This window comes from Micromonospora gifhornensis (assembly GCF_016863515.1).
Classification (GTDB): domain Bacteria; phylum Actinomycetota; class Actinomycetes; order Mycobacteriales; family Micromonosporaceae; genus Micromonospora; species Micromonospora gifhornensis.
This window is the reverse complement of record NZ_BOPA01000009.1, coordinates 1-24,224: the sequence shown is the minus strand read 5'-3', so window position 1 is coordinate 24,224 and position 24,224 is coordinate 1. Positions and strand designations below refer to the sequence as shown.

Below are 24,224 nucleotides of genomic sequence, written 5' to 3'. Positions count from 1 at the left end.
CTGCCGTGCGCCATCTGCCAGACACCACGAAACGCCAAAACACCGTACGGGTACTGTGCGGGATCGGCGAATACCCGCAAGCTGGAGAGGTGTCGTCTGTGCGTACCAGATCAGGACCCCGCGCCCTGGGGGCGCTCGCGCTCGTCGCGGCGCTGACCCTCGGCGCAGCCGGGTGTGTTCCGCTCGACGAGGTGCCGGACGCCTCGTCGAGCAGCGGCGGTGGCACCGCCAACCAGATGCTCTCGGAGTTGACCGTCGCCGAGGCCAACCCGATGCGCGGCTACAGCCGCAAGCGCTTCCCGCACTGGCGTAAGACCGGCCAGAACTGCGACGTCCGCGACACGGTGCTGGAGCGCGACGGCAAGGGCATCAAACGTTCGGGCTGCAACGTCGTCGGTGGTCAGTGGGAGAGCGTGTACGACGGCCGCAGCTTCACCGATCCCCTGCAGGTCGACATCGACCACATGGTTCCGCTGGCAAACGCCTGGCGTTCCGGAGCCGACGAGTGGGACGACACCAAGCGGGGCGATTTCGCAAACGATCTTGACCGGCCGCAGCTTTTCGCGGTTTCCGCCTCTTCCAACCGGGCAAAGGGTGACCAGGATCCGTCCCAGTGGAAACCGCCGAGCCAGTCATATTGGTGCCAATACGCCCACGACTGGGTGGCGGTCAAGCACCACTGGCAGCTGACGGTGACCAGTGCCGAGAAGGCCGCACTTACCGACATGTTGGAGGGCTGCACATGGGAGAGCAAGCCGTAACCGGAGCGGCCGACGACCCGACGTCCGAGCGTACGCAGGACGCCGACGCAGCAGACGCGGTGGCGGATGGCGGTCCGGGCCCGACCACGGCCGGGATGACCGCCGACGGCGCCGCCGCGAGCGAGGTCGAGGTACCGGGTGCCGGCATGATCGCCGACGCCGGGGGCGCGAGCGGCCCGCAGAGCCGCACGACGGACATCGTGCCCGGACCGGGCGGGGTGATGACCGACGAGGTCGGCGTGGTCACCGGTGAGCTGACCCTGCGCACCGAATTCGCCGACGGCCAGGTCACGCTGCACGTTCAGTACAAGGAAGCGGACGAGTGGTACGTGGTCAGCGGCGGCAAGGCTGCGCTGAACGACGCCGCCGGCCTGGACGCGGTGCACGACATCGCGGTCGGCCTGCTGAACCGCCCCGAGGGCTGAACCTGCCCCGGGCGCTGAGCCCGCCCGAGCGTCGCAGACGTTAAAAAGGGCCCCTTCCTATACGCCAGGCGTTAGGAAGGGGCCCTTCCTTACACGAAGGAGCCGGGTTCGCTGGGGGCGGAGACGGTGTCGGGCTCCTCGCCCTCACCCGCCGGCCTGACGATCTCCACGCTCACCTTGTGCGGACGCAGTTCACCGCTGGCGATCCGCTCCGCGAAGTGGCAGGCGACCCGGCTTTCGCCGATCTCCCGCAGCACCGGACGCTCGTCCGCGCAGCGGGTCGGCTGCGCCCACGGGCACCGGGTGTGGAAGCGGCAGCCCGCCGGCGGATTGGCCGGCGAGGGCAGGTCACCGGCGAGCAGGATGCGCTCGCGCCGGTCCTCGACGTCGGGGTCCGGCACCGGCACCGCCGACATCAACGCCCGGGTGTACGGGTGCAGCGGCTCGGTGTAGAGCCGGTCACCGGGCGCCTCCTCCACAAGTGCGCCCAGGTACATCACGCCGACTGTGTCGGAGATGTGCCGGACCACCGCCAGGTCGTGCGCGATCACCAGGTAGGTCAGGCCGAGGCTGTCCTGCAGCTCGTCGAGCAGGTTGACCACCTGGGCCTGGATCGACACGTCAAGCGCGGAGACCGGCTCGTCGGCGACGATCAGCTCCGGCCCCAGCACCAGGGCACGGGCGATGCCGATGCGCTGCCGCTGTCCGCCGGAGAACTCGTGCGGGTAGCGGGACAGCGCCCAGCGGGGCAGCCCGACCTTGTCCAGCGTCTCCGAGATGATCTTCCGGCGTTCCTCCCGACTGCCGCCGATGCCGTGCGTCTGGAGGCCCTCGGTCAGGATCGATTCGATGTTCTGCCGGGGATCGAGGCTGGACATCGGATCCTGGAAGATCATCTGCATCCGCTTGCGCATGGCGCGCAGCTTGTTCGGTGCGAGGGTGGTCAGCTCGACACCGTCGAAGCTGACCTGCCCGGCGGTCGGCGGGTTGAGCTGGAGCAGCGCCCGCCCGAGGGTGGACTTGCCGCAACCCGACTCACCGACCAGCCCGTAGGTCTTGCCCCGCGCGATGCGCAGGTCGACGCCGTCGACCGCCTTGACGTGGCCGACCGTACGGTCGAACAGCACTCCCCGCTTGATCGGGAAGTGCACCTTCAGGTCCCGTACCTCGACGAGGATGTCGCTGTCGGTCATGGCTTCTCCTCCTCGCGCGGCGCCGGCACCTGGCCACCGGCCGAGGTCGCCTCGCCGGATGCCGCCGGGTCGACGGATGCCGCCGGGTCGACGGGTGCTGCCGGGTCGACGGGTGCTGCTGCCGGGGTCGCGCCCGCCGGCGGAGCCGGGTTGACGCAACGGTAGCTGCGGCCGTCGTGAGCCGACACCAGCTCCGGCGGCTGGCCCACACACGCATCCACCCGTCGGGTGCAGCGCGGGGCGAAGGCACAACCCTCCGCCCAGGGCAGCAGATCCCGTACCGAGCCCGGGATGGGGGTGAGCCGCTCGCCACGTCCGGCGTCCAGACGCGGCACCGACCCGAGCAACCCCACGGTGTACGGGTGCCTCGGCTCGCGGAACAGCGGACGCCGTCGGGCGGTCTCCACCACCCGTCCGCCGTACAGGACGTTGATCGTGTCGCACATGCCGGCCACCACACCGAGATCGTGGGTGATCATCACCAGCGCGGTGCCGGAGTCGCGAACCAGGTCCTTGAGCAGTTCCAGGATCTGCGCCTGGATGGTGACGTCGAGGGCGGTGGTCGGCTCGTCGGCGATCAGCAGGCGGGGCTGGCAGGCCACCGCCATGGCGATCAGGGCCCGCTGGCGCATCCCACCGGAGAGCTGGTGGGGATATTCCTTCAGCCGCCGCTTCGGGTCCGGGATGCCCACCCGGTCCAGCAACTGGGCGGCTTCCTTCGCCGCCGCGTCACCCTTCATCCCGCGGTGCCGGGTCAGCACCTCGGTGACCTGGAGGCCGATCGGGATGACCGGGTTCAGCGACGACAGCGGGTCCTGGAAGATCATCGCGATGTCCCGACCCCGGATGTCGCGCCGGGACCGGTCGTCGAGTTGCAGCAGGTCGGTGCCGTCGAAGACGGCCTTGCCGCCCACCGTCAAGCCGGGTTGCTTGGGCAGCAGCCCCATGATGGCCAGCGAGGTCACCGACTTGCCGCAGCCGGACTCGCCGACCAGGCCGACCACCTCACCGGTGTCGACCGTGAAGGAAACCCCGTCGACGGCGCGTACGGTGCGTTGACCACGCCGGGCGAAGCTGACCGAGAGGTCTTCCACTTCAAGTAGTGCCATTTTTCTACTTCCGCAGCTTCGGGTCGAGGGCCTCACGCATCGCCTCACCGAGCAGGGTGAAGCCCAGCGCGGTGATGATGATGGCAACCGCCGGGTAGATGGCCAGTGCGGGCCGAATGCCGAGCCACGGCTGCGCGTCGGCAAGCATGACGCCCCACTCGGGTACGGACGAGTCCGGGTTACCGAGGCCGAGGTAGGACAGGGCGGCGGCCTCGATGATCGCGGTGGCGAGCGTCAGCGTGGCCTGCACGATGACCGGGGCCAGCGAGTTCGGCAGCACGTGCGCCAGCGCGATCCTCGACTTGCTGACGCCGAGCGAGGTGGACGCCAGCACGTATTCCTTGTTGGACTGGACGATCATCGAGCCGCGCAGCAGCCGGGCGAAGATCGGCACCGAGACCATACCGACGGCGATCATGACGGTGATCAGGCTCGGCCCGAGCAGCGCCGCGATGCTCACCGCGAGCAGCAGGCTGGGCAGCGCCAGCAGCATGTCGATGAAGCGCATCAGGGTGGCGTCCACCATGCGGCCCCACCGGCCACCGAGACCGGCGGCGGCACCCGCCACACCGCCGATCAGCGCGCCGAGCGCCAGACCGATCAGGGTGGCGACCACACCGACCAGCAGGGTCTGCCGGGCTCCGATGATCATCCGGCTGAACACGTCCCGACCCTGGTGGTCGTACCCGAGCCAGTGTTCGGAGGAGGGGCCGGGGATGAGGCCCTGCCCCACCTTGACCACACCCTCGCGGATGCCCATCGTGTCCTTCGGGCCGTACGGCACGAAGAACGGCCCGAAGATGGCGACCAGGACGAAGATGGCCAGGATGACCGCGCCGACGATGGCGGCCGGGTTACGTCGCAACCGGCGGAACGCGTCCTGCCAGAGGCTGACCCCGCGCTCGTCCTCCCGGGCGGCCAGTTCGGCGAGGCGGTCGATCTTCTCGCGCTTCTTCCCGCTGATGATCGTCATCGGACCCTCACCCTCGGGTCGATCAGGCTGTACGAGAGGTCCACGATCAGGTTCACCATGACGTAGACCACTGCGATGATCATGATGAAGCCCATCAGGACGGGATAGTCACGGTTACTGATGGCCTCGGCGAGGAAGGCTCCGATCCCGCTGAAGGCGAAGACCGTCTCGGTGAGCACCGCCCCGGAGAGCAGACCGCCGGTGAGCAGACCGATCGAGGTGGCCACCGGCAGCATCGCGTTGCGCAGCACGTGTCGGCGGCGTACGACGTTCTCGGTCAGGCCCTTGGCCTCGGCGGTGCGGACGAAGTCCTCGCCGAGCACTTCGAGCACGCTGGCCCGGGTGATCCGGACGATGATCGCCAACGGGATGCTGGCAAGTGCCATGCCCGGCAGGACCAGATGCCAGAGCGCGTCGGCGGCGGCGTCCCACTCCCGGGTCATCAGCCCGTCCAGGACGAAGAAGTTGGTGATCCGGGTGGCGCCGAGAATCGGGTCCTGTCGGCCGCTGGAGGGGAACCAGCCGAGATTCTCCGAGAAGATCGCCTTGAGCACGTACGCCAGGAAGAAGACCGGGATGCAGATGCCGATCAGCGATCCACCGACGGACGCGTAGTCGAGGAACCGGCCGCGCCTGCGGGCGGCCAGGTAGCCCAGCGGGATGCCGATGCCGATCGCGATCACCATGGCGGTGATGGTCAGCTCGATCGTGCCGGGGAAGCGCTGGAGGAACTCGGTGGTCACCTCGCGCTTGGTGGAGATGGAGGTGCCGAGGTCGAGGCGGATCATCCGCTTCACGAACCGGCCGTACTGGATCAGGATCGGCTCGTCGAGGCCGAGGTTACGGCGGATGGCGGCCCGCATCTCAGGCGTGCCCCGCTCGCCGAGGATGGCGGTCTCAGGGCCGCCCGGCAGCCGCCGGAGCCAGATGAACAACAGAATGGAGAGCCCGAACAGCGTGGGTATCAGCTGTAGCAGGCGTCTGATGATGAACCGGAACACGGCGGCCTCGGAGGGGTGCTGAGGATCGCGGGCGGACGCTGTGGGTAACAGCGCCCGCCCGCGGTCGGTGCTTCAGGTCAGGACTTGAACTCGGCGGTGGAGAACCGCTCGTCGGTGAGCGGGCTCGCCTTGACCCCGGTCACGTCCTTGCCGAACACGATGGCCGGCGGCGAGTGCGAGATCGGCACACCGGGCAGGAAGTTCATGATGTCGGCGTTCAGCTCCTTGTAGAGCGCGACCCGCTCCGCCATGTCGGCGGTGCTGTCAGCCTTCTTGAACTTCTCGAACAGGGCCGGGTTGTTGAAGCCCCACTCGTCCTTCTGCCGGTCGAAGAACGTACCGATGAAGTTGTAACCGTCGCCGTAGTCGCCGGTCCATCCGAGGAAGTGGATGTCGTGCTTGTCACCGGAGGTGGTGGCGTTGAGGTAGTCCGGGCTCCACTTGAGCGGGATCGCCTCGATCTTGATGCCAGCCGCCTGGAGGTCCGCCGAGATCAGCTCGAACAGGTCCTTCGGGTTCGGCATGTAAGGCCGGGTGACCTCGGTCGGGTAGTGGAACCGCAGGGTCAGGTCCGACGCACCGGCCTCGGCCAGCAGCGCCTTGGCCTTCTCGACGTCGTACTCGTACTTGGTGACGTCGCCGTTCCAGCCCTCGACGGTGTCGGGGAAGAAGTTCACCGCGACCTGGGCGCCCGGAGGCAGCTTCGAGTCGACCAGGGCCTGGCGGTTGATCGCGTGCGCGAGCGCCTGCCGGACCTTGAGGTCGGCCAGCTTCGGGTTCCCCTTCTGGTTGATCGCCAGGTAGAGGATGTTGAAGGCCGGACGGGTCAGGACGTTGAAGCCCTCGCCCTTCAGCGGCTCGACGTCGGCCGGGCCGACCAGGTCGTAGCCCTGGATGCCACCGGAACGCAGTTCCTGCTTACGGGCGTTCTCGTCCGAGATGGTCTTGAAGATCAGGGTCTTGAGCTTGGCCTTCTCGCCCCAGTAGTCCTCGTTCCGCTCCAGGGTGAGCGTCTTGTTCGGGACGTCCCAGGCCTTGAACTTGAACGGGCCGGTACCGGTCGGGTGCGCGGTCGCGTACTCCGGGTACTTGATGTCATCCGCGCTGCCCGAGATGTTGCTGGCGTCGTACTGCTCCAGCGCCTTGGGGCTGTGGATGGAGAAGGACGGCAGCATCAGGGCGGCCGGGATCTTGCTGGAGACCCGGGTGAAGGCCAGGCTGACCGTGGTCGGGTCGGTGGCGGTGCAGGACTTGAAGAGACTCTCCGGCAGAGTGTCGTCCTCGTTGACGGCGTAGCCGCCCATGATGTCCTGCCAGTACGCCGTCACGTCCGGGCTCTGCATCAGGCCCTTGGCGTTGTACCAGCGGTTGAAGTTGTAGCAGACAGCCTCGGCGTTGAACTCCTCGCCGTCGTGGAACTTCACACCGGAGCGCAGCTTGAACGTCCAGGTCGTGCCGGCGGCGTCCGGCTCCCAGGACTCGGCGAGACCGGGACTGACCTTGGTGCCACCGTCTTCCGGGCGGACCAGGGTCTCGAACACCTGACGGGCCACGCGCAGCGACTCACCGTCGCTCGCGAGACTCGGGTCCAGCACCTTCGGGTCTCCGGCAACGCCGAAGACAAGGGTGTCCTTCTTATTACCGCCGGAGCCTTCTTCGCGGTCGCTTTCGGCGCAGCCTGCTACCGCGAGGGCCGCGGCCGCGATGGCCGCGATAGCGACCTTCGGCCTGGATGCACGCATGGTGCTTTCACCTCGTCCTAGGGGGTACGGACAACGTGGTGACAGGGTCACCGCTGGCGGTGACCTTAGCTCCCGTTCGGACTGGCCGGAAACGGCACGGGAAGCTCTTGGTACCGGATCGTGTCCTTAGTGACCGACCGCTGTAACAACCCCCATCGGACTATCGGACAAACAGCCCAATAACCCCACGCCAATCGATATCATTCTGTTACATCGATCGGGCTTCCGATCGCGACACTGTCACACCTCGGCGGGCCGCGCGAGCCGTACCCGCCAGCGCGGGCACGGCTCGAACACTGCCCCCGTCGACCCGGTCGGCGACGGCTCTAGACGGCTCGTCGACCCTCGAAGGCCCGACCCAGCGTGATCTCGTCGGCGTACTCCAGATCACCGCCGACCGGCAGCCCACTTGCCAGCCGGGTCACCGAGATCCCCATCGGCTTGACCATCAACGCGAGGTAGGTGGCGGTCGCCTCGCCCTCGGTGTTCGGATCGGTGGCCAGGATCAACTCACGGACCGCACCACCGCCGAGACGGGTCATCAACTCCCGGATGCGCAGATTGTCCGGACCGATGCCCTCCAGCGGATTGATCGCCCCACCGAGTACGTGGTAGCGCCCGCGGAACTCACCGGTCCGCTCGATCGCCACGACGTCCTTCGGCTCCTCGACCACGCAGATCACCTCGTCGCTGCGACGCGGGTCGCGGCAGATCCGGCACTGGTCGGACTCGGCGACGTTGTAGCAGTTGGTGCAGAACCGCACCAACTCCTTGACCTTGCGTAACGCGCCCGCCAGCCGATTGACGTCGGCCGGATCCGCGGACAGCACGTAGAAGGCGATCCGCTGGGCACTCTTCGGACCGACGCCCGGCAGTCGACCCAACTCGTCGATCAGGTCCTGGATGGCACCCTCGTACATCTGTGGGCTCAGAACCCGGGCAGGCCGAGGCCGCCCATCCCGCCCGCCACCGGGCCCATCTTCTGCTCGGTCAACTGGCGGGCCGCCTCGCTGGCGTTGTTCAGCGCCGCGACGACCAGGTCCTCCAGGGTCTCCACGTCCTCCGGGTCGACCGCCTTCGGATCGATCTTGATCCTCTTGATCTCGCCAGCACCGGAGACCGTCGCGGTGACCAGACCGCCACCGGCGGTGCCGGTGACCTCGGCCTCGGCCAACTCGGCCTGCGCCTTGGCGATCTGCTGCTGCATCTTCTGCGCCTGCTTCAGCATCTGCTGCATGTTCGGCTGTCCACCAGGCCGCACGACGGCTCCCTTGACTCGGCTACGTAACCACGCCCACCCTAACCGCCCCCACCGACCCCACCCCGCCCGCGTCGCGCCCGCGTCGCGCCGCGCCCCACCCCCGCCCCGCCCACGCCCCGCCCGCGCCGATCTTGCACTTTCGGTCGCCGAATTGCCCCAGAGTGCGGCCTTTACCCCGACGGAAAGTGCAAGATCGACGGCGTACGACACGGGGGTACGGGGGTAGGGGGTCAGCGGGTGTCGAGTTCGCTGATTTTCTCGGTGGTGGCGAAGGCCTCGCGGAGGAGGCGGAGCGCCTGTTCCTCGCTCGACTCGCGGGCGGTCTTCTCGTCGATGATCTCGTCCAGCGGCTCGTCGCCCGGGTCGAAGCCCTCGTAGGCGGCGGTGGGCGCAGGCTGAGTGCCGGCGCTGCGGATCGGGCCGTCGAAATCCGGATCGTACGGCGGCTCACCGGCGAATTCGGCGTCCGCGGTCTGCCGGGTCGCCTGATCGGTACGCGCACCTCGCCCGGCCGCCGCCGCACGAGCCGCCGCGATCGCACTGCTCGCCGGGGCTGCCCTGGTGCTGCTCGGCGGAACAGCCCTGGTGCTACTCGTCGGGGCGGCCCTGGTGTTGCCGTTGGTCGACGCGCCGGTGGGCGAGACGGTCGCGGTCGCGGCACGGGCGGTTGCGGTCGTGCCGGCGGACGCGCCACGAGTCGACGGAGCCGCCTGGTCACCTCCGCCACCCGGACGCGCCGGCTCCGGCCACTCGTCCACCACATCGGTCGCCGTCGAGGCGACGGGAGCAGAGCCGCCGGGGCGGGCCGGCTCCGGCCAACCCTCGTCGTCGACCGCCTCTGCCACCCCGACCGAACTCGCCGCCCCGGCTGAGCTTCCGGCACCGGCCGAGCCGGCAGCACCAGCCGAGTTCCCAGCCCCGGCTGAACTGGCGGCACCGGCCGAAGTCGTGGCCCCGGGCAAGCCCGCAGCGCCGACCGAGTTCGTAGCTCCGGGCGAACCCGCAGCCCCGGCCGAGTAAGCAGCGCCGGCCGAGCCCACAGCCCCGGCCGAGCCCACAGTTCCGGGCGAACCCGCAGCCCCGGCCGAGTATGCAACGCCAGCCGAGCCCGCAGCTCCGGGCGAGCCCGCAGCTCCGGCCGCGCTTGCGGTGCCGGTGGCTGGTCCGGTGCCTGCACCGGGTCGGCCTGGCCCGCCGTGCTCCGCGCTGGACGAGCCGGCGGACGGTCCGGTCCCCGCCCTGCTGTTGGCTGGGGCGGGTGCCGGACGGGACGGAGCCGACGCGGCACGCGGACCGACCGGCGAGCCGCCACCACGTTCGCCGGCCACCTCGCACCGGATCTGCCAGCGGCTACCCAGCTCCTCGTAGAGCGCCTCGATCAGCAGGTCGGGTTCGTTGGAGAGGGCCTGCGCGTGGAAGGGATAGCGGAAGGTCAACACCAGCGTCTGGCCGTCGACCTCGCGCACCGTGGCCTCGCGGGCCCAGGCGGCGACCTTCTTGCTCTTGCGGCCCACCTTGCCGACCACTTCGGGCCAGATCCGGCGCACCGCGGCGGCGTCGAGCACACCGGGCTGTACCGCGCCGGGTCGGGGCGGCTCGGGTGTGACGGGGTCAGGCATGACCGCCGACGGCGGCACTGGACGACGCGACGGCGGCACATCGGCCGGACCACCGGAGGCTGCCGTGTCACCGGCATGCCCGCCGGTCGGTCCCGGACCGGCACCGTTCGGGTTCGGCGCTCTCGTCGCCTCCCGGTTCGGGCCGTGGCCACCTCCGTCGCCGTCCGCCGGAGCACCTGTGGACGGCTGATGGGCACCCGCGTCGCCTGCCGCCGATCCACGGGTACCCGGGCCACCGGCGGCCTGCGCGCGAGTGCCGGCGTTCGCGGCGGCGGCACGGGCGGCGGCCACCCCGGAACTGCCACCGGGAGCCGCCGGTTCACCGGCGGTCCGAGCCGTAGCCGCGGCGCCAGCCGCGGGCGGGGCGGAAGGCTGGGGGCGTACCGCCGGGGTGGTGGTGGCCGGCGCGGAGTCGGCGGTGGCCGGCAGGGCGTCGGTGCCGGCGAGGGTGAGCCGGCGTTCCATGCGTTCGAGGCGCTGGAGCAGGCCGCCGGTGGAGTCGTCCGCGGCGGGCAGCAGCATCCGGGCGCAGATCAGCTCCAGCAGCAGCCGCGGCGCGGTGGTGCCGCGCATGTCGACCAGGCCGTCGTGCACGATGTCGGCGCAGCGGGACAGCGTGGCGGGGCCGAGACGCTGGGCCTGGGCGGTCATCCGCTCGATCTGGTCGGCCGGGCCGTCGATCAGGCCCTTGGTGGCGGCGTCCGGCACCTGCTGAAGCACGATCAGGTCACGCAGCCGTTCCAGCAGATCCGAGGCGAACCGGCGCGGGTCGTGCCCGGCCTCGGCGACCCGGTCGACGGTGGCGTACGCGGCGGCGCCGTCCCCGGCGGCCAGGGCGTCGCACATCTCGTCGATCAGTGCCGCGTCGGTGACACCGAGCAGCGCGGCGGCCCGCGCGTAGGTGACACCGTCTGGACCGGCGCCGGCGATGAGCTGGTCGAGTACGGAGAGACTGTCCCGGGCGCTGCCGCCACCGGCCCGCACGACCAGCGGGAACACCGCCGGCTCGACCTCGACGCCCTCGGCCTGGCAGAGCTGCTCCAGGTAGGGCCGCAGCACCTTCGGCGGGATCAGCCGGAACGGGTAGTGGTGGGTCCGCGACTTGATCGTGCCGAGGACCTTCTCCGGCTCGGTGGTGGCGAAGATGAACTTGACGTACTCCGGGGGCTCCTCGACCAGCTTGAGCAGGGCGTTGAAGCCGGCCGACGAGACCATGTGCGCCTCGTCGATGACATAGATCTTGAACCGGCTGCTGGCCGGTGCGAAGAACGCCTTCTCCCGCAGCTCGCGGGCATCGTCCACGCCACCGTGGCTGGCCGCGTCGATCTCGATGACGTCGATCGAACCGGCCCCGTCGCTGCCCAGCGACCGGCACGACGCGCAGACCCCGCACGGCTCCGGGGTGGGACCGTGCTCACAGTTGAGGGAGCGGGCCAGGATCCGGGCGCTGGAGGTCTTGCCACACCCACGCGGCCCGGAGAAGAGGTACGCATGGTTGAGCCGCCCGCTACGCAGCGCCTGCGACAACGGCTCGGTGACGTGCTCCTGCCCGATGACCTCGGCGAAGGTACGCGGCCGGTACTTGCGGTAGAGCGCCAATGCCACGGCGTCCCGCCTCCTCTCGACCGCGCCATTCTCCGCCGCCCGCGCCCGACTGACCACCCACCCCGCTGACGGGATGCAAGGAAGGGCACCTTATTAACGCCTCCGGTAGAGGAAGGGCCCCTTCTTAACATCTACGCCGAGGGCTGCACCTGGGTCGGGCAGCACTTGGGCGACTGCGTGATCTCGGGTTGCGGCACGTCGTGCCATCCAGTTGCCCGGCAGCCGCGACGGGAGCGCGGCGCAGCCGGGCCGGAGACAGAAAGGCCCCCCGTGCACCCGGCAGAGCTCGCTTATCCTTGCTGCCTTCCGGCCCTGGGGAGGTTCACGAGGTACCGCCGCACGGGAGGTAGCCCCAGCCTACCCGACCCGTCGTCGATCTTCAGGGGGTGGTGGGGTGGGCACGCCGACGCGGACCTGTATCCTGTTCCGCGGAGGATTCGCCTAGAGGCCTAGGGCGCACGCTTGGAAAGCGTGTTGGGTTAACACCCTCACGAGTTCGAATCTCGTATCCTCCGCTCGTCAGAGCTGGAAAAACGACAGGGCCGGCCCCCGAAGGGACCGGCCCTGAGTCGTACCTACGTTCGCTCTCGTCTCAGTTGTCGTCTCACTTGCCCTGTTCCGGCTGGTCGGGCGGCGGCTCGGTGGCCTTCTCCCCCGGCCCGCTCGGTGGGTCGCCCCAGAGCAGTCCGCCGAGTTGCTGCGCGATGTCCCGGCGTACCTGGTCGGTCATGTGCTGGTACCGGACTGCCATCGCCGAGTTAGACCAGCCCATGATGCCCATCACGGCGCGGCCGGAGACGCCGAGGACCAGGAGCACGGTGGCGGCGGTATGCCGAGCGTCGTGCAGTCGGCCGTCCCGCACTCCGGCGAGCTTGAGCAGCCGTTTCCACTCGTCGTAATCCGTCGCCTGGTGGATCGCCTCGCCGGTCGGCGAGGCAAATACCCATCCTTCGTCCCGCCAGAGTTGCGCGGCGGTTTCGCGCTCGGCGTCCTGTTCTTTCCGGTGCCGCCGCAGCAGGTCGACCAGCGCATCCGGCAGACCGATTGAGCGTCGACCAGCACGCGATTTCGTGTCAGCCGCAACCGGGCGTTCGTTCACCCGCTCGGGACATTGACCGGGCAACTTCTGTTCGCACTTCCCGTCGCAGCCGTGCCGCCATTTCGGCCGAAGCAGTGCCCGGCGGACGGTCAACGATCCGTTGTCCAAATCCACGTCCGACCATTTCAGGCCGAGCGCTTCGCCCTGGCGCAGACCGAGCGCCAGCGCCACCGCCCATCGCGCGCTGTTCCGCCGCGACGATGCCGCATGCAGGATCGCCTGTACCTCCGGAACGGAGTACGGCTGCACCTCTGAATCCGGCAGGCGAGGCGGCTTGGCCAGCGCGGCAGGATTCCGGGCGAGGTGCCCACGGCGGACCGCTTCGCCGAGTGCCGTGCGGATGGTCCGGTGCGCCTGGTGGGCGGTGCCGGCCGCGCTGCCGTTGGCCATCATCCGGACGTAAAGCCGTTCCAGGTGTTCCGGCTCCAGGCGGTCAAGGCGGTGGGCACCGACACCGGGAATCAGGTGCCGACGGACGGCGACCCGGTAGCCGTCAAGGGTGTTCGTCCGCACCACCGGGCCGGCGATGTTCTCGACCCAGTGCGTTAGCCACTTCTCGACGGTCCAGCGGCTACCCGGCTTCCGAACCGTGCCGTTGTCGCGCTCCCGTTCCAGTGCACGAACCTTGCGGATTACCTCGGCTTCGGTTTTTGCCTGAACGTGCCGCCGGTCCGGCTTGCCATCGTCCTTGACGCCGACGGTTACCCGGCCGTGCCAGTAGCCGTCACCGCCCTTGTAGATGCTGGATGCGCCATTCGGCTTTCTTCCCACTCGTCGGGCTCCTTCGTCAGGCGGCGTGGTCGAGTTGCGTCGGGTTGGACAGGAGTTTCTGCACGTACTCGTCAAGGCAGAAGGTGGGCACTCGGCGCAGGCGGCCGATGGTGACGGTGCGAATCTGGCCTGTCTTGATCAGGGCGTACATCGTGGTACGGCCGATGCCGAGTCGCTCTGCGGCTTGCTCGATGGTCAAAACCACGCGGTTGTCGGGGGTGGTCATCGGCGGGGTGTCCTCCCTCGGGGTGGCGTTGAGTGCTGCGGCTGTTTCAGCGGGTGTGCGGTGCAGCCTGATTCGCACGGTGGGTGCCTTCCGGTCGCTGACGGTCAGTTATGGAGGTATAGGGATCTATCTCCACAGAAGGGCGCAGAACGGCCCGCTGAGAGCGCCGTAGACGCAAGATTTCGGGTGCCCTGGGGTAGGGCGTAGGGCGGTTGCGTCTGGGTGGCTCTCAGCGGGCCGTTTTGGTGGGCCGGTGGCCGACGGTCGGGCAGGGGTGGCCCGGTCAGGGTCGGCGGTGGGTGACGTGCCGCCGGGGGGTATCCGTACCATCCGTACCAAGCTCGTTTTGCCTGGTCAGGTGCGGTACGGATTGGTGTGCTGGTACGGATTGATGCGTACCAGGGGCGCGGCCGGTGGGGGTCGGTGGTACGGATCGATCCGTACCAGACGGGGAATCCGTACCGGGGATGACCTGGGGAAACGAGGGTGGGACGGATGGTACGGATGGGGCGGGGCAGTACCGGTTCCACGCGTCGGTGAAGGCTTCCCGGGTGTAGCCCTTGGCCTGCCCGACGGGGAAGCGGATGGTGGTCGACGTGATCCCGAACTCGCGGAGCAGGTCACCGAGCCGCTTCCCGGTCAACCCGGTCGGCCCGAACCCTGCCCACGGTGCTTCGTCGTCGCCGTTGAGCGCGGCGAGCAGGTCGTGAGTGGATGCGGCGGGCGGGTCGCCGAGCACGGTGAACGCGGTGCGTACGTCGGCGAGTAGCCGTACGCGGGTGGAGACGTTGCCGGCTTCGTCGGCCTCAGCGGTGAGGGTGGTGACGGCGTGCCGGGCACGTGCCGGCCAGGTGCCGCCGGCTAGGTCGGCGACGGCCACGAGGGGTTCCCAGGTGTCGGCGGCGCGGTCTTCGACTGGCATGGGCGGTTCCGCGGCTTCGAGGGTGGCGAGGTTCGCGCCAAGCCAGACGGTGAGGCGTTGGGCGATGGCGCGGAGGGCGGGTCCGTCGCGGCGGTGCCGGTAGGGGGCGACGGTCTCTCCGGGGGCGCGGCGGCGCATCCGGACGACGACGGCCCGGTCTTCGATGGTGTCGGGCATCGCCCCGATACCGGCCAGTGCCGCCATGGCAAAGGTCGGGATCTTCTCCAATCGCTGTGTGCCGGCGTCCCACCGGATGGCGGGCCGGTTGCGTTGGTGGCCGGCGTTGAGTAGTCCGCGTAGGTCTTCGTTGGCGTCGGCGTTCTTCCCACCGAAGATGGTGTCCGCCTCATCGACGAGCAAGGTGGGCGGGTTGTCGGTGCCGATGGCCCGGTAGACGGCGGCCGGGGACGCGTTGACGGTGATCAGCGGGTTGTGGCAGCACCCTTCCACGACATCCAACAGCCGCGATTTGCCGCACCGTTTCTCCGGCGCGCGGATGACGAGGCGGGGCGCGTGCGCCCATGCGGGTTGGGCGTGGGTGGCGGCGATCCACAGCGCCACGGCGTCGACTGCTTCGGCGGACGGCAGGATCACGTACCGGGTCAGAACAGCGTGGAGAGTGTCGAGGATGGCTGCTCCGTCAATGGGTTGGCTGGTGGTCATGCGGCGACTCCTTCGGCTCGGAAGCCACCACGGATGGCGGCGCGGATATCGCGGTCGGTTTGCTCGGCACGGCGGCCCGCGTCGGTGAGAGCGGCGATCGCGTCGGCGTGGTCGAGTGCCCCGGCGGTGACCATCCGGGCCACGCCCCGGGCGACGCCGTAGAGGGTGGTGCGGCGCACGCCTTCGGGGGCGCTGGTCACGCGGTCGAGTAGCACGGTGAGAAGCCGGTCGGGATGGGAGATGCCCCCCGCCTCACGTACGCGCATCGGGCCGGTCACGGCCGGGATGGGTGGTGCCGGCGGCGGCAGGCAGGCCGTCAGCAGGGCGGGGGGCATCTCCCCTACCTGCCGGGCGTCTCTGCCGGTCGCCCATCGGTACGGGCGTCCGGTGCGCGGGTGTACCGATGGCGGCAGTACGACGTAGCCGCCATCGGCTTTCACGTCGACTCCGGGGCCGAGTCCTTGACCGGGCTTGCCCTGACTGCATGGCACTCGGCGGCCTGGGTGCCGGTAGTACAGGTGCCATCCACCCGACCCGGTGACCACGTACGCGGTCGGCGGCAGCAAACCTCGGCCAACGAGGTCGGTCATGGTGGTACGGCCACCGTGGGCGGGGTCGATGTCGACCACGACGGTTCCCGACGCGGCACCCGTGCGCAGCGCTAGCTGTCCGTTGGGGACGGCGGCCACGATCGCGGCCACCCGCTCCGGGTCGGTGCTGGCGGCGTAGAAGCCGTGACAGGTCAGGCACGAACAGGCGTTCTGGTCGTGGGTTGGGTCTTCATCGGCTTTCGGGCAGGCCGGGCAGTTGGCCACGGGCCGTTTGGTGCGGCCGAGCATGAACACCGGCCAACCACGACCGGCGTAGGTCAGCGCGGCGGTGACCAGCTGGGCAGGGTCGGGCATAGAGGGAACTCCTTTCCGGTGCGGCGGTCGAGAGCCGGGGCCGCGCGGGTGCTGGCCACCGGGTAGTGAGAGCGCGAAGCGCGCCGATCAGGTCATGCGGCCAGCGGCAGCGCGCCCGACTGCGGCGGCCGGGGTGGGCGGCGCTGGTGGCGTTCCTGCGCGCACTCGGCACAGTCGCGCCGTTGCAGGTAGACGGGACGGCCGCTGCGGGTGTCGGTGCCGTTGATCCGCCGTCCGCAGATGTGGGGATACGGCTCGTCGTCGGTCACCGGTCGACCGAGTGCCGCGCTTGCGGCGAGCCACCGCGCCACCGGTTCACCACCTCGGCCGGGGCCGGGCGGCGATCGCGGCACGGGTGACGGCCTGGCGCAGGTCGCCGAGCAGCCCGACCAACTGACGCCGTGCGGCGGGTTCGGTCGGGGCGAGCGCCACGCGGACACGGATTTCGGCGTGGTCGCGGCCGGCGGCGGTCCGCACCCGCACCAGCACGGCGCGGGCGTGGCCGGGGATGTCGACCACGATTTCCGGGGAGCGGTGTTCGTTGAGGTTGCAGCGGTGGTCCCGGCCGCACCAGTCGGTGTGGTCGGCGCTGCGGCGGTTCATCGGTGTGCCTCGGCGCGTAGCCGGTGAACGACGTTGTAGATGCGCCGTCCGGTGCGGAGTCTCATGCCTCGGTCGCAGCGGCGGCAGGCACGCGGCCGGCGTAGGAAACGAGTGGTGGTCTGGCCGGTGCCGGCGCACCGTTGGCAGGTTTTGAACGGGCTCACCCAGCACAAGAGGCCGTAACCGAGCGTGACTAGTGCGGGGATGGTGGTGAGGGTGATAGCGGCTTTGGTCAGGGGGTCCACGGCAGCCTCCAGGGCCGGTTTTTGGGCGTGTGGGGCTGTGAGCTGCTATCCGCTAGTGGGCAGCTCATGATTCGGTTTGGGTGCTAGCGGGGGTGCTAGCGCTAGCAGCACGGGCCGCTAGCGCTAGCACCCTGGCTGCGGGTTAGCCGGCGGACCGTTTGCGGTCACGCTCCGCAATCGCCGCGAGTAGGTCGGTGTGCTTGATGCCGCGCCGGGTGACTGACTTGCCGTCGATGCGGCGGCCCACGTCGGCGACCTTGATCAGCGGGTGGGGTTTGAGTGCGGTGGTGAGTTGTGCGGCTTCCCATCCGCCGTAGACGTCGGGGCGCAGCTCGGCGAGCAGACCGCACAGCGTTTCGTTCCACGCCGACTTCTCATCGCCCGGCCACACGCGGGCGAGGTCGCCGAGCACGTCGGTGACCGGGGCGATGTCGCGGGTCTGCTCGTCCGGCTTCGGTAGCGTCCCGGCGCTCTGGCGCAGCGTCACGGCGCGGGTGACGATGCGGGCGGCGGCGGTGGTGTCGACGTAGAACGACCGGACCGCCGATGCCTTGGGGCCGAAGCCGCGCAGGATGCCCCACCCGGCCTCAATGACCGGCTGAAACACCGTGGCCCGGTACCCGTTCTTGTACGCCGAGGTGCCAAGGATCATGTCGTTCGCGGTCTGATCGGCCACCGAGAGGCAGAACCGGGAGTTGACGTTGCGGGTGATACCGGTCGGCAAGCTGTCCTTGTCGGGGATCTGCGTGCCGATCAGGATGATCACACCCAGGGCGCGGCCGAGCTTGATGACCTTCTCCAAGAGTTCTCCGGCGTCCTTGCCGTACTTGCTGGTCATCAGCTCTTGCAACTCATCGAACCACGCCACCAACGGATGCAGGCCGGAGTCCTTCAGGCTGGCCAGTTCCGGGGTGACCTTGTTCTCCGGTGCCTTCCCGAGTCGGGCGTAGTGCTCGATGCGCTTGGAGCGGCGGCGGCATTCCTCGTACAGCCACTCGATGAACCCGAAGCACCGGGCGAGGGTGTCGTCATCGAAGCCGTTGCCGTACTCGGCCATCACCGGCTCCAACACCGCGAAGTCACCCACGCCCTTCAACTCGTAACCCCGAATCTCCGTTCGGGGGTCGAGGGCGGCGGCCAGGATCAGATCCCGCAACGCGAACGTCTTCCCCGAACCGGGCTGACCGCCGAACAGGAAGTTGCGGAACATCAGATCCACCGCCACGGTGTCGAGGCGGGGCGTGGTGGCGAACGGGAACGGCTTGAACACATCCACCTTCACCCCGGCGTTGAGCAGCGGCCAGGCGGGTTGCTTCATCTGCGACGCCGGTTCGTAGCCGACCCACAAGGCGAGTCGGCCCGTGTGGCCGGGGGCTGGTTCGGGCCAGACCTGATCCAGCGGCAACCGCATCGCTGAGGCGAGCTTGCCGCGGCGGGCGACCACCTCGGCGGCTTCCACCCCGTAGGGCAGATCGACCACGGCCAGGTGACCGGGGCCGTCCCGGTGGATGTCGACCGGGAAGCTGATGGCTTTCGGGTCCTTGGCGACGGCGCTGTTGATGGCGGACATTTGCAGCGACGTGAGGGCGCGGCGCACCAGGTCGGCGGTGAGCTTGCGGTAGCGGGTGCCTTCGGTGACCCGGTCGGTGATCGGCCGGTCGGCCGGGCGGCCACGGGTGGCCAGCCATGGCACCACCACCGCGCCGGCCACCGCCGACCACCAGCCCGGCCCGGCCGCGAGGACGATGACGCCGGTTCCGGTGCCCGCGGTTCCGGCCGCGAGCACCCACCACCGCCACACCGATTGACGCTGACGGCGCGCGTCGAGCTTCAACCAGGTGTCCGCGTCACCGCGTGAGGCGGCGGCTTGCCGTAGGTGCCAGTTCCCTTCCTCAGCGGCGGCCCAGCGCAGGGCTTGGCCGATGCTGCGGACCGCACCGATCGGTGCCCACGCCAGGGCTTTCACCGCGTACTTCGGCAACCTCACGCCGTGGTATGCGACCACGTAACCGGCGTCCTTGCTCTGGTGCTTCACGGCGGCGCGTAGGGCACGGCCGGAACGCGCCCAATCGGCGAGGATCGGCCGGCGCTGCTGCTGCCGGGCGACCACGTCGGCGGGGATGTCGTCGGCCATGTCGACCGGCCCGCCGACCCGCTCCGGTCCCGCGTCGACCGTCTCCGCATCCTCGGCGTCGTCGGTGTCGGTGTCGGTGTCGGCTGGTGGGCGGGGGCGGGGTGCGCGGCGGGCGCGGGCGTCGTCCAGGTCGACTACCTCGGCGTCCGGCCCGGTGGCGTCTTCGGTCAGGTCGGCTTCTGCGGCTTGCCAGTCGAAACGGTCGTCATCGGGGGAAGTCATGATGGGGGTTCCTCCAACGGGTCTGTCGGATCGGTAGGGGGCCGGCGGCACGGCCTGTGGGTTTGCGAGGCCGGTGGGCCGTGCCGCCGGGTTGGGTCAGCGCTTGTTGCGGCGGCCGATCGCGATTGCGCCGTTGCCGATCGCGGACTGGCCGTTCACCTGCACCGCGCCGGTCTGCACACTGCTGGTGCTGGTCGTGGTGGGGTCGAAGTTGTAGTGGCCGGCGGTGCAGATGGCCAGGGTTCCGGTGTCGTCGATGGAGACGCTGCGGAAGCCCTTGCCGCACTGGTCGCAGGACGAGATCGCCACAGGTGGTTTCCTTCCGGTTGGTGCCGTCAGCGGGTCTGGCGGCCACCGCACGCCACCGGGTGATGAGCCGGTGGCGGCGGAAGCCGTCAGACCGCGCAGAACAGCGCAGCGATGAACAGCCACCCGACATGCCACGACTGATCGAGGGCGTACATGCCGCCCGCCTTGTCCAGCCAGGCCGGGGACTTACGGAGCTGGTCGGCGATCCAGCGCAGCGGGGTGCGTCGGTCGGCGATGTAGTGCGTCACGGCGGAGATGCCGAGGCCGACCGCCACCCCGGAGGGGTCGAGGCGGAGGCCGGTGCCGGCGATCAGGAACACCAACGCCAGCACCGCCGTAGCCGTGTAGGTGGCCACGTGCGCGGCACAGGCGAGGCGGCCTGCCCATCCGGGCTGGCCCTTGCAGTCGGCTTGGTGCTGGGTCTGGATCCAGTGGTCGGCTACCTGGTGGGCGGCGTAGAGGGTGGCGAACACGGCAGCGAAGGCGGCGGCGTGCGCGCCGGTCGGGTCTGCGAGCATGGATGTCTCTCCCAAGGTCCGTGAGGGTTGCGGGGTGAGGCCGGCGGCACAGCACTGGTTCCTAGGCCGTTGGGCTGTGCCGCCGGGCGTAGCTAGTCGTGCGAGCGAACGAGGTGCGCCAGCGCAGCACCCATGCCGAGCACCGCCACCGGCAGACACGCGACGGCGGTCGTGATCCACCACGGAGCTACCTGCACTCCGGCGGCAACCAGCAGGTGATAGGCGACCTGACCGAGCGCGCCGACAAGCAGTGACGCGATGGCCGACCACTTCGCGAACTGGCGTGCCCGGTCCGGGACGCGGCCGGACAGCCACACGTAGAGGGCGTATGCGCCGTAGGTTTCGACGCCGATCGGCAGGGTGATCGCGGTGTTGATGGCGAGCCCGTCGGCGATACCGGGCAGCGGGTGCACCACGCCGAACCCGGTGAGTCCACCGAGCCCGACCCACCCGGACCAGATAGCCACGAACGCCGGCAACGCCAGCAGGATCACCGGCCACACCACCGCCGGACGGCCCGGCTTGCCGGTGGCCGGCGGGGTGGGCGTGTCCGGGTGACCGACCGTGCTGACCTCGGCCAGCGGCTCGGCGGGTGCGATCGTCGGCGGCTCGGCGGGCGGTGGCGTGTGCTCGGGTACGGCCGGTACTGGTGCCGGGTCCGGGCCGATCGGCTCGGCGTAGTCCCACCGAGGCACCACAGGGCTACCGGTGCCGGTGTCGGGTGCCAGCACCGCACCCCGGACAGCCATCGCCGAGCGCAGCGTGTCGGTGCGGGTCCGCTCGGCGTGCTCGGACTTGAGCCGGGCCAACAACTCATCAGCCTTCGGCGCACCGATGCGGAACTCCCGCATCAACCGGTTACGCGACGGGAACTCCTGCCCATCCGGCAGGGACAGCGCACGGGCGGCGGGCAACAGCTTCTCGACGGGCTGCGGGTAGCGGGTGCCGTTGATCGTGGGAGCGGTCATCAGGCCACCGCCAGCGCCGCGAGCCGGTCAACAGTGGTCGCGTCGAGGTCAGGACCGGCGGTGTACTCCTTGGCGTGGGCGTAGATCTTCCACCCGTGCAAGGTCGGGTAGGCGGTCATCACCTGCCAGGGGCGGCCGTCGTCGTCGGTGTCGGTGTGCTCGCTGCTCAGCAGGTCCGGGGTGTTCAGTCCGGCGAGGTGCAGCCAGGACCGCAGTTCGGCGATGCGGTCGAAGGACACCGCCAGGGCTACGCCGTCGGTGTGGGTGCGGATCTCCGTCGGGTCGGCCAACAGCAGGATTTCGGCCATCACGGCACGTCGGGTCTTGCGGGGGGTGTTCACGCGGATGCTCCTTCGGGGTAGGCGCAGTCGACGCACTCGCCGAGCGAGCGCGGGATGCAGTAGGGCCGGACCACGCCGCACACGCGGCAGGTGCGGCGGGCGATCAGGGCGGCGGCGATGGCGCGCAGTTGGGCGGGGGTGGCGGTGCGCTTCGGCCGGGCCAAATCCAGCCGGTACAGGTAGGCGGCGCGGGTACCACCGACACCGCGCCACAGGATCTGCGCGGCGATGGGTTGGCCACCGGGGCGTAGGCCGGCGGCGCGGAGTTGACGGCGGGTGGCGTAGCCGGCAGGTGCGCCGCGCCACCAGTAGGTAGGGATGCCGTACTTCGACCCGTCCGGGTCGAAGTAGGCGGCACGGATACGGGACATCAGGCCGCGCGGCGCGGGTCGGTGGTGCGGTCGGCGAGGTCGGCGGCGGCGCGGGTTACGCGGGCCTCGGCCCGACGCAACCTGCGCCAGTCCAGCGGCGAAGGGCCGCCGTGGTCCTCGGCGTAGATCAGGGTGACCTGCGCGTCCAACACGTCCAGCTCGGCGGCGATCAGCGGCCACTCGGTGTCAATCGCGGCCAGCTCGGCGGCGGTCGGCTCAGCGGTGGTGGTGGGGAGGTTGGTGATCACTTCGATCGGTTCCTTCCGGATCGGCGGGAGCGTGCGGCCGGCGGGCAGGACCGGCAGTGCCGCTCGTCGGGTGGCAGCGGGGCGAGCCGTTCGCAGCGGTTGCAGGTACGCCACACGGCGCTGTTGCGGGTGGTCACTCGAACGGCAGCGAAGACGCTCACGGTCATGACGGCTCACCTCCACAAGCGGGGATCAAGACGGGAAAGCCCGGGGTGAGGCCGCGCGCTATCAGCGCGACAACCCACCCCGGGACAGGTGCAGAGAGGCAGAAGACGGTCCGCGCGCCAAGATCCGGCCCGCTCGGCCCGCTCGCTCGGGATCTACCGAGGTCGGCCACCGTGTAGCTCAAGGCGGGAATACCGCAAGCCAGATCAAACGCGGCGCTTCTGCTCTGAAGTTCTCAATGACCAGCCGCACAGCGGGACGTAGGCGCGCAGTGCTGTTACGCACTGCCTTCCCCGGACCCCAACTGACGGAGTACAACGTGGCGCTGTATTCGTGACGCTACAACGCCACGTTGTATTCGCGCAAGCACCTGTACCGCGTAGGCTTGTACTGATGACTGACGCTGACCTGCCCGCCGACTGGTGGACGACGGACCATGTACGCACCTACCTCGCTTCGGTAGGTGCCCCGATCAGTCGCGCAACCTGGGCTTCTTACGTCTCACGCGGGCAGGCTCCCGCTCCTGACCGGATGTTCGGCCGGTCCCCGGCGTGGCAGCCCGACACCATCCGGAAGTGGCAGGCCGAGAGGCCGCGTAAAGGCACCACCGGCTAGGTCGGATCATCTGGTGCCCCCTGTCCTCGGCTCCCGTCTACGGCGGCACCTTGCTCGCCTGCCAATGAGACTGCCCGCCGAGCAGCGATCCAGGCAGGTCCTACGCACGGACACGAAGGACACGGCCTATGTCCACTGAGGTCCCACGGCAGTACAAGCCCAATCTCGTGCTGGTCAACCGCCGCAAGGCCGCCGGATGGGATTCGCGCAAGCGCGCAGCGCGAGAGCTGTACCGCGTCGGCCAACAGCGCGGCATCCGCGAGACGCCCACGGTCGAGGCCATCGAAAAGGCGATGTACCGCCACGAGACCGGGCGCGTAGCTGTCACCGACCCGATCTACCGGCAGCTCTACTGCCTGGCGTACGACGCAAAGCCCCACGACCTGTTCGGCGAACTGACCGGCAACGCCGAGGACCGTCCGCACTTCACGGCACGATCTCACAAGTTCGTGACGGCGTTCGTTGGCGCTGAGGGGGCCGCCCGGTTGCGGGAGAGCGCCGGCTGCACGCCGGCCGCGGGACAGTGGCACACCTGCCACTCGGCACCAGTCGAGCACCCGGAAGGCGGCTGCACCCTGTACGTCTGGCCGTGCGGGTCGGTGGTTTTCCACCTTGTCGAGCCTGTGCAATTGTCCACGATCGCGGCGCTAGCCGCGTGGCGAGTCGCCTCCTATGGCGACAACATCAAATGGGCTATCGATTACCTCGCGCCCGTCGCGCCTGTTGAGGATGAGTCTGCGGTGTACGTCCTTGGTGCTCATTGGGTTGTTGAGCCAGCGTGGCCGGCAGAGCTACTAGGAACCGCGCTCCGCATCATGTCAACGCCGAAGGTGTTGTTGCACCGCGATCGGCCGATGGATGACGAACACTTGGCGCATGCCGAACTGGTCGAGCAGTCGTTGCTAGCCGAATCGTACGACCACACAGGCATCGAATCATTCGGCGTGCCGGGAATCTCTGTGGGCTACGCCTCATGGTCCGGAGTCGTGTACCACCCGATCTCCGCCGAGCGATCCCTAACGGAGCCCGAAATAATCTCGTGCGAGCTTGCGATCCAATCCATGTGGGCATATAGCGACGCGATCGCCCGTCAGGTAGAGCAGGGGCGAGACCCACAGGTGCCGCCGGAACATGGATGGCGATACCTTCGGGGAGTCCGCTCCCGGCTCACTGTTTCCCGCCTACGGGAAACCGGACAGCATCAGGCAAT

24 protein-coding genes, 1 tRNA gene and 1 other RNA gene are annotated in these 24,224 nt (G+C 69.4%); 4 read left to right on the top strand and 22 right to left on the bottom strand.

Features of this window, described 5'->3' with window-relative positions; translation table 11 throughout:
* The first annotated feature begins 98 nt into the window (after positions 1-98).
* Both Vgi01_RS04535 and Vgi01_RS04530 read left to right on the top strand, forming a co-directional pair.
* Positions 99-761 carry an HNH endonuclease family protein gene (locus Vgi01_RS04535; RefSeq protein WP_102660774.1) on the top strand — a complete coding sequence of 221 codons (663 nt, stop codon included), beginning with the start codon at positions 99-101 and terminating at the stop codon, positions 759-761.
* The gene (locus Vgi01_RS04530; protein ID WP_102660775.1) at positions 743-1,186 is read left to right on the top strand and encodes a hypothetical protein; all 444 of its coding nucleotides are present in this window, start codon (positions 743-745) and stop codon (positions 1,184-1,186) included. Before Vgi01_RS04535 ends, Vgi01_RS04530 begins: the two co-directional genes overlap by 19 nt.
* 89 nt (positions 1,187-1,275) lie before the next feature.
* On the opposite strand, the gene Vgi01_RS04525 is transcribed toward Vgi01_RS04530, so the two are convergent.
* The 9 genes from Vgi01_RS04525 to ffs form a co-directional block, all read right to left on the bottom strand.
* Entirely contained in the window at positions 1,276-2,379 is a 1,104-nt protein-coding gene (locus Vgi01_RS04525; protein ID WP_102660776.1) for an ABC transporter ATP-binding protein, read from the bottom strand.
* Positions 2,376-3,488: an ABC transporter ATP-binding protein gene (locus Vgi01_RS04520; protein ID WP_233197084.1), complete on the bottom strand. Its 1,113-nt coding sequence runs from the start codon at positions 3,486-3,488 to the stop codon at positions 2,376-2,378. Before Vgi01_RS04520 ends, Vgi01_RS04525 begins: the two co-directional genes overlap by 4 nt.
* 4 nt (positions 3,489-3,492) lie before the next feature.
* A complete protein-coding gene (locus Vgi01_RS04515) occupies positions 3,493-4,461 on the bottom strand; it encodes an ABC transporter permease (RefSeq protein ID WP_102660778.1) in 969 nt (322 codons plus the stop codon).
* The gene (locus Vgi01_RS04510; protein ID WP_102660779.1) at positions 4,458-5,462 is read right to left on the bottom strand and encodes an ABC transporter permease; all 1,005 of its coding nucleotides are present in this window, start codon (positions 5,460-5,462) and stop codon (positions 4,458-4,460) included. The genes Vgi01_RS04515 and Vgi01_RS04510 overlap by 4 nt, the downstream gene beginning before the upstream one ends.
* Before the next feature lie 77 nt (positions 5,463-5,539).
* On the bottom strand, positions 5,540-7,204 hold the full coding sequence (locus Vgi01_RS04505) for an ABC transporter substrate-binding protein (protein WP_102660780.1): 1,665 nt from the start codon (positions 7,202-7,204) through the stop codon (positions 5,540-5,542).
* A gap of 326 nt (positions 7,205-7,530) precedes the next feature.
* Positions 7,531-8,124 (bottom strand): recombination mediator RecR, encoded by a 594-nt coding sequence (gene recR, locus Vgi01_RS04500; protein WP_013736362.1) that lies wholly within the window; start codon positions 8,122-8,124, stop codon positions 7,531-7,533.
* An 8-nt stretch (positions 8,125-8,132) separates the two neighbouring features.
* A complete protein-coding gene (locus tag Vgi01_RS04495) occupies positions 8,133-8,441 on the bottom strand; it encodes a YbaB/EbfC family nucleoid-associated protein (protein WP_239088799.1) in 309 nt (102 codons plus the stop codon).
* A 254-nt stretch (positions 8,442-8,695) separates the two neighbouring features.
* Positions 8,696-11,689, bottom strand: coding sequence for a DNA polymerase III subunit gamma and tau (locus tag Vgi01_RS04490; RefSeq protein WP_204290241.1), 2,994 nt, complete (start codon positions 11,687-11,689; stop codon positions 8,696-8,698).
* 259 nt (positions 11,690-11,948) lie between these two features.
* Positions 11,949-12,038: signal recognition particle sRNA small type (gene ffs / locus Vgi01_RS04485), an RNA gene on the bottom strand.
* Between the two features lie 81 nt (positions 12,039-12,119).
* Between ffs and Vgi01_RS04480 the strand changes: the two genes are divergently transcribed.
* Positions 12,120-12,204, top strand: a tRNA-Ser gene (locus Vgi01_RS04480).
* A gap of 89 nt (positions 12,205-12,293) precedes the next feature.
* Here Vgi01_RS04480 and Vgi01_RS04475 read toward each other — a convergent pair.
* From Vgi01_RS04475 to Vgi01_RS04415, 13 genes are all read right to left on the bottom strand, one after another.
* Positions 12,294-13,559 carry a tyrosine-type recombinase/integrase gene (locus Vgi01_RS04475; RefSeq protein ID WP_204290246.1) on the bottom strand — a complete coding sequence of 422 codons (1,266 nt, stop codon included), beginning with the start codon at positions 13,557-13,559 and terminating at the stop codon, positions 12,294-12,296.
* Positions 13,560-13,575: 16 nt separating this feature from the next.
* Positions 13,576-13,785: a helix-turn-helix domain-containing protein gene (locus Vgi01_RS04470; protein WP_102660102.1), complete on the bottom strand. Its 210-nt coding sequence runs from the start codon at positions 13,783-13,785 to the stop codon at positions 13,576-13,578.
* A gap of 283 nt (positions 13,786-14,068) precedes the next feature.
* Positions 14,069-15,370 (bottom strand): DUF3631 domain-containing protein, encoded by a 1,302-nt coding sequence (locus Vgi01_RS04465; RefSeq protein ID WP_204290240.1) that lies wholly within the window; start codon positions 15,368-15,370, stop codon positions 14,069-14,071.
* Positions 15,367-16,275, bottom strand: a complete 909-nt coding sequence (locus Vgi01_RS04460; protein ID WP_204290239.1) for a bifunctional DNA primase/polymerase — start codon at positions 16,273-16,275, stop codon at positions 15,367-15,369. Before Vgi01_RS04460 ends, Vgi01_RS04465 begins: the two co-directional genes overlap by 4 nt.
* Before the next feature lie 92 nt (positions 16,276-16,367).
* Complete coding sequence (locus Vgi01_RS04455; protein WP_204290238.1) at positions 16,368-16,586, bottom strand: hypothetical protein; 219 nt, start codon at positions 16,584-16,586, stop codon at positions 16,368-16,370.
* Positions 16,587-16,590: 4 nt separating this feature from the next.
* On the bottom strand, positions 16,591-16,878 hold the full coding sequence (locus Vgi01_RS04450; RefSeq protein ID WP_204290237.1) for a hypothetical protein: 288 nt from the start codon (positions 16,876-16,878) through the stop codon (positions 16,591-16,593).
* A 387-nt stretch (positions 16,879-17,265) separates the two neighbouring features.
* Complete coding sequence (locus Vgi01_RS04445; protein ID WP_204290236.1) at positions 17,266-19,479, bottom strand: P-loop NTPase family protein; 2,214 nt, start codon at positions 19,477-19,479, stop codon at positions 17,266-17,268.
* A gap of 96 nt (positions 19,480-19,575) precedes the next feature.
* Positions 19,576-19,788 (bottom strand): hypothetical protein, encoded by a 213-nt coding sequence (locus Vgi01_RS04440; protein WP_204290235.1) that lies wholly within the window; start codon positions 19,786-19,788, stop codon positions 19,576-19,578.
* A gap of 86 nt (positions 19,789-19,874) precedes the next feature.
* On the bottom strand, positions 19,875-20,306 hold the full coding sequence (locus Vgi01_RS04435) for a DUF3307 domain-containing protein (RefSeq protein ID WP_204290234.1): 432 nt from the start codon (positions 20,304-20,306) through the stop codon (positions 19,875-19,877).
* Between the two features lie 92 nt (positions 20,307-20,398).
* Positions 20,399-21,274 carry an ABC transporter permease gene (locus tag Vgi01_RS04430; protein ID WP_204290233.1) on the bottom strand — a complete coding sequence of 292 codons (876 nt, stop codon included), beginning with the start codon at positions 21,272-21,274 and terminating at the stop codon, positions 20,399-20,401.
* On the bottom strand, positions 21,274-21,582 hold the full coding sequence (locus tag Vgi01_RS04425) for a hypothetical protein (protein ID WP_204290245.1): 309 nt from the start codon (positions 21,580-21,582) through the stop codon (positions 21,274-21,276). Before Vgi01_RS04425 ends, Vgi01_RS04430 begins: the two co-directional genes overlap by 1 nt.
* Positions 21,583-21,611: 29 nt before the next feature.
* The gene (locus Vgi01_RS04420; protein ID WP_204290232.1) at positions 21,612-21,986 is read right to left on the bottom strand and encodes an RRQRL motif-containing zinc-binding protein; all 375 of its coding nucleotides are present in this window, start codon (positions 21,984-21,986) and stop codon (positions 21,612-21,614) included.
* Complete coding sequence (locus Vgi01_RS04415) at positions 21,986-22,234, bottom strand: DUF6284 family protein (protein ID WP_204290231.1); 249 nt, start codon at positions 22,232-22,234, stop codon at positions 21,986-21,988. The genes Vgi01_RS04420 and Vgi01_RS04415 overlap by 1 nt, the downstream gene beginning before the upstream one ends.
* A 908-nt stretch (positions 22,235-23,142) precedes the next feature.
* Here Vgi01_RS04415 and Vgi01_RS04410 point away from each other — a divergent pair.
* Positions 23,143-24,224 (top strand): hypothetical protein (locus Vgi01_RS04410; protein ID WP_204290230.1); only part of this gene is annotated, 1,082 nt, incomplete at its 3' end.